Source organism: Gracilibacillus marinus, from assembly GCF_042651725.1.
Taxonomy (GTDB): Bacteria; Bacillota; Bacilli; order Bacillales; family Amphibacillaceae; genus Gracilibacillus; species Gracilibacillus marinus.
Genome location: NZ_JBHSDV010000001.1, coordinates 197,641 through 205,181 on the forward strand (window position 1 = coordinate 197,641; position 7,541 = coordinate 205,181).

At 34.7% G+C, this 7,541-nt stretch carries 5 protein-coding genes; all 5 read left to right on the forward strand.

Annotated features, from left to right (window positions below):
* The first annotated feature begins 89 nt into the window (after positions 1 to 89).
* The 5 genes from ACFOZ1_RS01000 to ACFOZ1_RS01020 all read left to right on the forward strand — a co-directional run bounded on the left by ACFOZ1_RS01000 (position 90) and on the right by ACFOZ1_RS01020 (position 7,354).
* A complete protein-coding gene (locus ACFOZ1_RS01000) occupies positions 90 to 1,811 on the forward strand; it encodes an ABC transporter ATP-binding protein (RefSeq protein WP_390194926.1) in 1,722 nt (573 codons plus the stop codon).
* Positions 1,804 to 3,624, forward strand: coding sequence for an ABC transporter ATP-binding protein (locus tag ACFOZ1_RS01005; protein WP_390194928.1), 1,821 nt, complete (start codon positions 1,804 to 1,806; stop codon positions 3,622 to 3,624). Before ACFOZ1_RS01000 ends, ACFOZ1_RS01005 begins: the two co-directional genes overlap by 8 nt.
* Before the next feature lie 32 nt (positions 3,625 to 3,656).
* Positions 3,657 to 6,026 carry an RNA polymerase recycling motor HelD gene (gene helD, locus ACFOZ1_RS01010; protein ID WP_390194929.1) on the forward strand — a complete coding sequence of 790 codons (2,370 nt, stop codon included), beginning with the start codon at positions 3,657 to 3,659 and terminating at the stop codon, positions 6,024 to 6,026.
* Positions 6,027 to 6,176: 150 nt separating this feature from the next.
* Entirely contained in the window at positions 6,177 to 7,016 is an 840-nt protein-coding gene (locus ACFOZ1_RS01015) for an aldo/keto reductase (protein WP_390194931.1), read from the forward strand.
* Between the two features lie 98 nt (positions 7,017 to 7,114).
* On the forward strand, positions 7,115 to 7,354 hold the full coding sequence (locus tag ACFOZ1_RS01020; RefSeq protein WP_390194933.1) for a DUF362 domain-containing protein: 240 nt from the start codon (positions 7,115 to 7,117) through the stop codon (positions 7,352 to 7,354).
* The last annotated feature ends 187 nt before the right edge of the window (positions 7,355 to 7,541 follow it).

Sequence of the window (7,541 nt, forward strand, 5' to 3'; positions counted from 1 at the left end):
CGTTATAATAAAGAGAGACTCTAATTAGGGAGATAACGTACGTTTTTATATAGAGAAGAAAGAGGAGAATGCAAAAGCGGAGGCAGAATATGCAAATAATCATGAAGTATGTACATACATATCGCAAACCAATGGTGATTGCTTTATGCTTAATGATTGTAGAGTTAATTGTAGAGTTGGTTCAACCTGTGATTATGGCGAGGATTATTGATGAAGGGATTATCGCACAAGAAATGGGTACAGTTTACTTGTATGGTGCGTTGTTATTGTTTCTAACACTCGTAGCATTTGTTGCAGGAATTAGTAGTTCATTTTTTGCAGCAAAAGTTAGTCAAGGTGTCGGCTATGACATGAGACAAGATTTATACAAAAATGTGCAGATGTTCTCTATAATCAAAATTCAACAATTTACGACATCCACATTATTAACAAGAATGACAAATGATGTGACGCAAGTACAAGGACTTTTGTTTGCGTTTATGCGTATTATGCTACGTGCACCATTATTTATAATTTTTAGTGTAATTATGTCATTTGTAATTAATCCAATGTTAGCAACAATATTGCTCATTACATTACCTATTTTGTTTACGATCATGTTCTTTCTAATGCGGAAAGGACTAGGGTTATTTCGTCGTGTGCAAGGACAGATTGATACAGTGAACAAAATTATCCGCGAAAATTTGCTAGCAATGAAATTAGTAAAAGCATATCATCGGATTACCCATGAAAAGAAACAATTCCAAAAAGTGAACACACAATTAAAAGATGATAATAAAAAAGCCCTCTGGACAATGGAAGTAGTGATGCCAATTGTGATGCTTGTTATGAATATAGCAATGATTGCAATATTATGGTTTGGCTTTGTACAATTAGATACAAATCAAGCACAGGCAGGTGAGGTTGTTGCAATCGTTAATTATACAACGAAAATGCTTGCATCCTTTGGTGTGTTTTCCTTTTTATTAATGAACGTGACAAGAGGTAAAGCCTCTATTGATCGGATTAAAGAAGTATTAACAGAGCCTGGAGATGATATTGTTCAACGTGATACACCGCAAGTAGAAATTCAAGGAGCGATAGCATTTAACGATGTTTCTTTTTACTATCCATCCACATCCAAACCTGCACTCAAAAATATTACATTCAAAGTGAACAAAGGTGAGAAAATTGGCATATTAGGTGAAACAGGTTCAGGAAAAACAACCTTGTTACATTTAATCCCGTATTTATACAATGTATCAAGCGGATCCATTACCATTGATCACAAGCCGATAGAAGAATGGGGAAATAAGGTAAGAGATAAGATTACTCTTGTACCACAAGAAGGATTTTTATTTTCAGGTACCATTAGAGAGAACATCGCTTGGGGAAATGAACATTTATCAATAGAAGAAGTGCAAGAAGTGGCAATTGCATCACAGATAGATTCATATATTCAAACATTGCCTAATGGTTATAATACACTTGTCGGACAACGTGGGATAAATTTATCAGGTGGTCAAAAACAACGAATTTCTATTGCACGTGCATTAGCAGATCAACCATCCATTCTATTACTAGATGACAGCACTAGTGCGTTAGACGCAACAACCGAAAAACAAGTGTTAGAAGCAATAAGAAAACGACAATGTACGACAATTATTGTATCCCAAAAGATAAGTTCCGTTGCAGATGCGAATCAAATTATCTTGCTTGAAAAAGGTCAAATAAAAGAGATTGGTACACACCAACAATTACTACAGCGTTCGTCTCTATATCAAAAAATGTGGCAATCACAAAAAAAGGATGGTGTGCTTGTAAATGAATAATCAAAGATTTCAACAAACACAACAACATAGGTCACCACATCATCCGAATATTGGACCAAAGCCAAAAGTGAAAAATTTACGTCAAACCATTTTTAGAGTTTGGTCATATATGGCGACAGATCGTTGGATGTTTTGGCTTGTTATCTTATTTGTAGTATTCAGTTCGATTTTGTCCTTACTAGGCCCATATTATATCGGGGTAGCTGTAGATGTGATTACAGGAACGAAAAGTACGATACCATTTCATCAAATTCTACTTATATTAGTAGGTATATTCGTATTACACTCCGTCACATTAGCGCTACAAAATTATTGGATGATTGACATTGCTCAGCATACGGTCTACGGAATTAGAAAGCAATTATTCTCGCACGTACTGACATTACCAATGATGTTTTTCCAACGAACGCAAAGTGGTGATGTGATGAGTCGTTTAACAAATGACATAGATAATGTAAGCAGAACATTAAATACAGCAGTGATTCAAGTAACCACAAGTATTTTGACATTAATAGGTACATTAATCGTAATGTATCTCCTTAGTCCATTATTAACTGCTATGACGCTAACGATTGTGCCATTAATGTACTTTGGGATGAAATGGATAACAAAACGAACAGGAAAGTATTTTAAAGAACAACAGAAAGCATTAGGTGAGATGAATGGATTTCTTGAAGAAAGCTTGTCTGGACATACAATGGTCAAACTGTTTCATCAAGAATATCGTGTAATGGATACATTTGAAAAAAAGAACAAAGAATTAAGAGATGTAGGTTATTGGGCTCAAGTGTACTCAGGTTTTATTCCTAAATTAATGAACACATTGAACAACTTTAGTTTTGCTATCATTGTAGGTATTGGTGGGTTTATTGCACTATCTACAAATCAAACAACCGTATCTATTGGAATCATCGTCACATTCTCTACATACGCTAGACAGTTCACTCGTCCGTTAAATGATTTAGCTAATCAATTTAATACGATCTTATCTGCAGTGGCAGGAGCAGAACGTGTTTTTGAAATAGTGGATGAAGATAAAGAAGAAACAAGTGTGGATAAAATAGAAATGAAGAAGTTAGATGGAGAGGTTGTATTTGATCAAGTATCTTTTGCCTATAATAAAGAGGAACCGATTCTTAAAAATATCTCTTTCTATGCTAAAAAAGGAGAATCTATTGCGCTAGTCGGTCCCACAGGCGCAGGAAAAACGACGATTATCTCTTTACTCGCTCGTTTTTATGAAGAAGATGAAGGTACGATTTGGATGGATGGTCAAGACGCAAAAACATTATCTAATGAAAGTATTCGAAAAGAATTAGGTATTGTTTTACAAGATGCATACTTATTTGATACAACAATAAGAGAAAATATCCGTTACGGTAAATTAGATGCATCAGATAAAGAGGTCGAACATGCAGCAAAGTTAGCAAATGCCCATTCATTTATTGAACAATTACCTAATCAATACGATACAATGTTAGAAGGGAATGGCCATAGCATCAGTCAAGGGCAGCGCCAACTAATATCAATTGCAAGAGCGATGTTGCGTAATCCGTCTATCTTGATTTTAGATGAAGCAACAAGTAGTATTGATACAATTACGGAATTAAAAATAACCGATGCTTTAAAGAGACTAATGAAGGGAAAAACTAGTTTTATTATCGCCCATCGGTTAAATACAATTGAAGAAGCGGATCAAATTCTTGTGTTGCAAGATGGTACAATAATTGAGCGAGGAAATCACCAATCATTACTTGCTCAAAAGGGATTTTATGCAAATTTAGTTGCAACGCAATCAATCAAGGAAGCATAACAATATAGAAGGTCGATTTGGAGGTGATGATCATGACAGAAGAACACAATGATCAAGAATGGCAAGAGGAACAACAACGAGTAGATGAAGTGGTAACAGAGATAAAACGAAAAATGGATGTGTTGCAATCACGAGCATCCACTTTAAAACAAGATGTGATTGATATTCGTAAAGATTTCTGGGAAGACGTTACAGTTAATATAGAAGAAATGGATGACAAGATTGAAACAGAAGCAAGTATCAAACAACAAGCAGAGTTTTTATCAGAACGAGAAAGAAGTCATGGTCAAGTTAGTGAACGATTGGATATACTTAGCAGGTTAAAGGATTCCCCATATTTCGGTAGAATTAATTTTAAAGAAGAGCATCAAGGGGCAGAGCAACCAATATATATTGGATTAGCATCTGTGTTAGATAAAGAGGAAGAAGAATTTCTTGTTTATGATTGGCGAGCACCAATTGCGAGCATGTATTACGATTATCCCCCTGGTCCGGCAAACTACGACACCGTTCAAGGAAATATTTCCGGGGAAATAACGATAAAACGACAATATTTGATTCGAGAAGGAACATTAAAGGGAATGTTCGACACAGGATTAACAATTGGCGATCATTTACTTCAACGTGTATTAGGAAATCAAGCAAGTACACAAATGAAAAGTATTGTTTCCACCATTCAACGAGAACAAAATCAAATTATCCGTAATGAAAGAAGCAATGTGCTTGTTGTGCAAGGTGTTGCGGGGAGTGGTAAGACATCTGCAGCATTGCAACGTGTAGCATATTTACTATATAGATATAGAGAAACATTATCATCAGAGCAAATTATCTTATTTTCACCAAATCCACTTTTTAATAGTTATGTTGCGACAGTATTACCTGAGCTCGGTGAAGATAATATGCAACAAATGACGTTTTATCAATTTTTGCATATGCAATTAGAAGATGACTTTGCATTAGAGACGCCTTTTGAACAAATGGAGTACTACTTACGTAAAGAAGGGGACGATTATCAAACAAGGGTCGAAGCAATGCAATTTAAAGCGAGTCTCTCCTACAAGTATTTACTAGATCAATATATAGAAGAACTATCTCAAGAAGGAATCGTCTTTCGTAATATTTCTTTTCAAGGTGATGTCATCATTTCCAAAAAAGCAATTGAATTGTATTTTTATCATACAGAACCAACACTTTCTATTCCAGATCGATTAGAAAAAGTAGCAAGTTGGTTATTACAACAGCTAAAAAAAGTAGAGAAATATGAGCGGGATAAAGATTGGGTTCTTGATGAGAGTGAATTACTGGATAAGGATACCTTTGTCGATGTACATCAGACATTACAAGAAGAACAGCGATATACGGAGGAGACTTTTGATGACTATGATAGGGAAGAAGCTTTGTTAAGAAAGCGAGTTGTGGCAAATAAATTTAAGCCATTACGAATTAAAATTAAAAAACTTGCTTTTGTGGATACTTTAAAGACATTCCGTAAATTGTTCCGAGATTATCAGGCACTCCATTTGAATACAGAATTACCGGATAGTTGGGTAGATATATGTCGATTGACAGAACGGAATTTCAAAGAAAAATTCGTTACATGGGAAGATGCTCCAGCGTATATTTATTTCCAAAAAAGTATGCTAGGATTTAATCAGAAGCGGACAATTCAACATGTATTTATTGATGAGGCACAAGACTATTCGCCATTTCAATTTACGTTATTAAAAAAGATGTTTCCAATCAGTAAGATGACAATGTTAGGCGATATTAACCAAGCAATCTATGCACATGCATTAAAAGAAGAGACGATGTTGTCAGATAAATTCGAAGAGAAGCATGAACGAATTGTTTTAACCCGAAGTTATCGTTCTACACGACAAATTGTTTTGTTCACCAAATCATTTATGCCAAATGGTAATATCATAGAGCCATTTGAGCGCGATGGTGATGTACCTGTTTTGATTGAAGTAGATCAACCAGAAATTGCAATGGAAAAAATGATTTCTAGAATCAATGCTTTTTTAGATGAAGGAAATGAAACCATTGCAATTATCGGAAAGACGATGGAAGAATGTAGATTATTATATGCCATGTTAAAAGGACGAGTATCAGTAAGTTTATTAACACAAGAAACGCATATATTTAACAAAGGGATTGTTGTAATACCTGCATATTTAGCAAAAGGAATTGAATTTGATGCAGTTGTCATTGCAAATGCTTCTGATGATAATTACCATGATGAATTAGAGCGGAATCTTTTTTACACTGCTTGTACACGTGCGATGCATCAGCTTGTATTATATGCAGTAGGTAAACCTAGTCGCTTTATTGATCAAATTCCAAGTCAACAATTTAAACATTACAAAATACACCAAATTACTGCACGGAGTAATGAAGAATAAGAAACAAATAGCTTATATGAATGTATACAATAATACATTTGTATAAGTTATTTGTGTGTATACAGATGAAAGCGTAAGCATATTATTTTAAAATACTGAGAATCTGTGGCAAGATAAAAAAGAATTAAATGTATAAGGAGGAATAACAATATGTCATTACATTTACAATCAACAACTACATTACACAATGGAGTAAAAATGCCATGGTTCGGCTTAGGAGTATTTCAAGTGGAAGATGGAGATGAAGTAATTAATTCCGTCAAATGGGCAATTGAGCATGGATACCGTAGTATTGATACAGCAGCAGTGTACAAAAATGAAGAAGGTGTAGGGCAAGCAATAAAAGAATCTGGTATTCCTCGTGAAGAACTATTTATTACATCAAAGCTTTGGAATAGTAATCAAGGCTATGAGGAAACATTACAAGCATTTGAAACAACATTAAGCAAATTAGATTTAGATTATTTAGATCTATATTTGATTCATTGGCCAGTACCAAAGCTAAATAAATATAAAGAAACATGGAAAGCGCTAGAGAAATTATACAAAGATGGAAAGATTCGTGCAATTGGTGTAAGTAATTTTAAAGAACATCATTTAGAAGATTTAATGACAGAAGCAGAGATTGTTCCAATGGTGAATCAAGTAGAGTTCCATCCACATTTACAACAAGAAAGCTTACATGAATTTTGTAAAAAACATCAGATTCAATTAGAAGCATGGTCTCCACTTAAACAAGGTAAAATCTTAGCAGATCCAACATTGACTAAAATTGCTGAGAAACATGGGAAATCTACTGCTCAAGTGATTCTAAGATGGGATTTACAGAAGGAAGTTGTGACAATTCCTAAATCAGTAAAACAACATCGTATTCTAGATAATTCGAATATTTTTGACTTTGAATTATCCGAAGAAGATATGCAATTAATTAAAGAGATGAATAGAGAAGAGCGAGTGGGGCCAGACCCAGATGAATTTGATAGAAGATAGATAGTAAAATGATTTCTTTCTATTCTCTCTGCTTGAATTAAGTTCACTATTAAGTTATCTTTAACCATGGGAATAGTTCTAGTAGAGGAGGATATAGAGTGGCTTTTGTAATTTTGGCACCATGTGAGACAGAAAAAGCAGGGGAATGCGCGACAGTCTGCCCGGTTGATTGTATTGTTGAGGGAACAGATCAATTCTATATTGATCCAGATGTGTGTATCGATTGTGGTGCATGCAAAGCAGTATGCCCTGTGGATGCAATTGAGGAAGAATATGACCTTACCCCAGAACAAGAAGTATATTTAGAAAAAGCAGAAGCATTTTTTGCTAATGAATAGATAAAAAAGGTTGACGTAATTTAAGTATAGATACCCTTTTAAAAGATCACTTCCTAAATGTGTTGAATTGGAAGTGATCTTTTTTTGATTTGCTTTAGTCGCTACGTTTCTACCCAGGTGCTTTTAGCTTTTGTATCGGCTAGCACAAGCACCCAGAAACTAGGCGACTTCGCGAACCAACCATCAA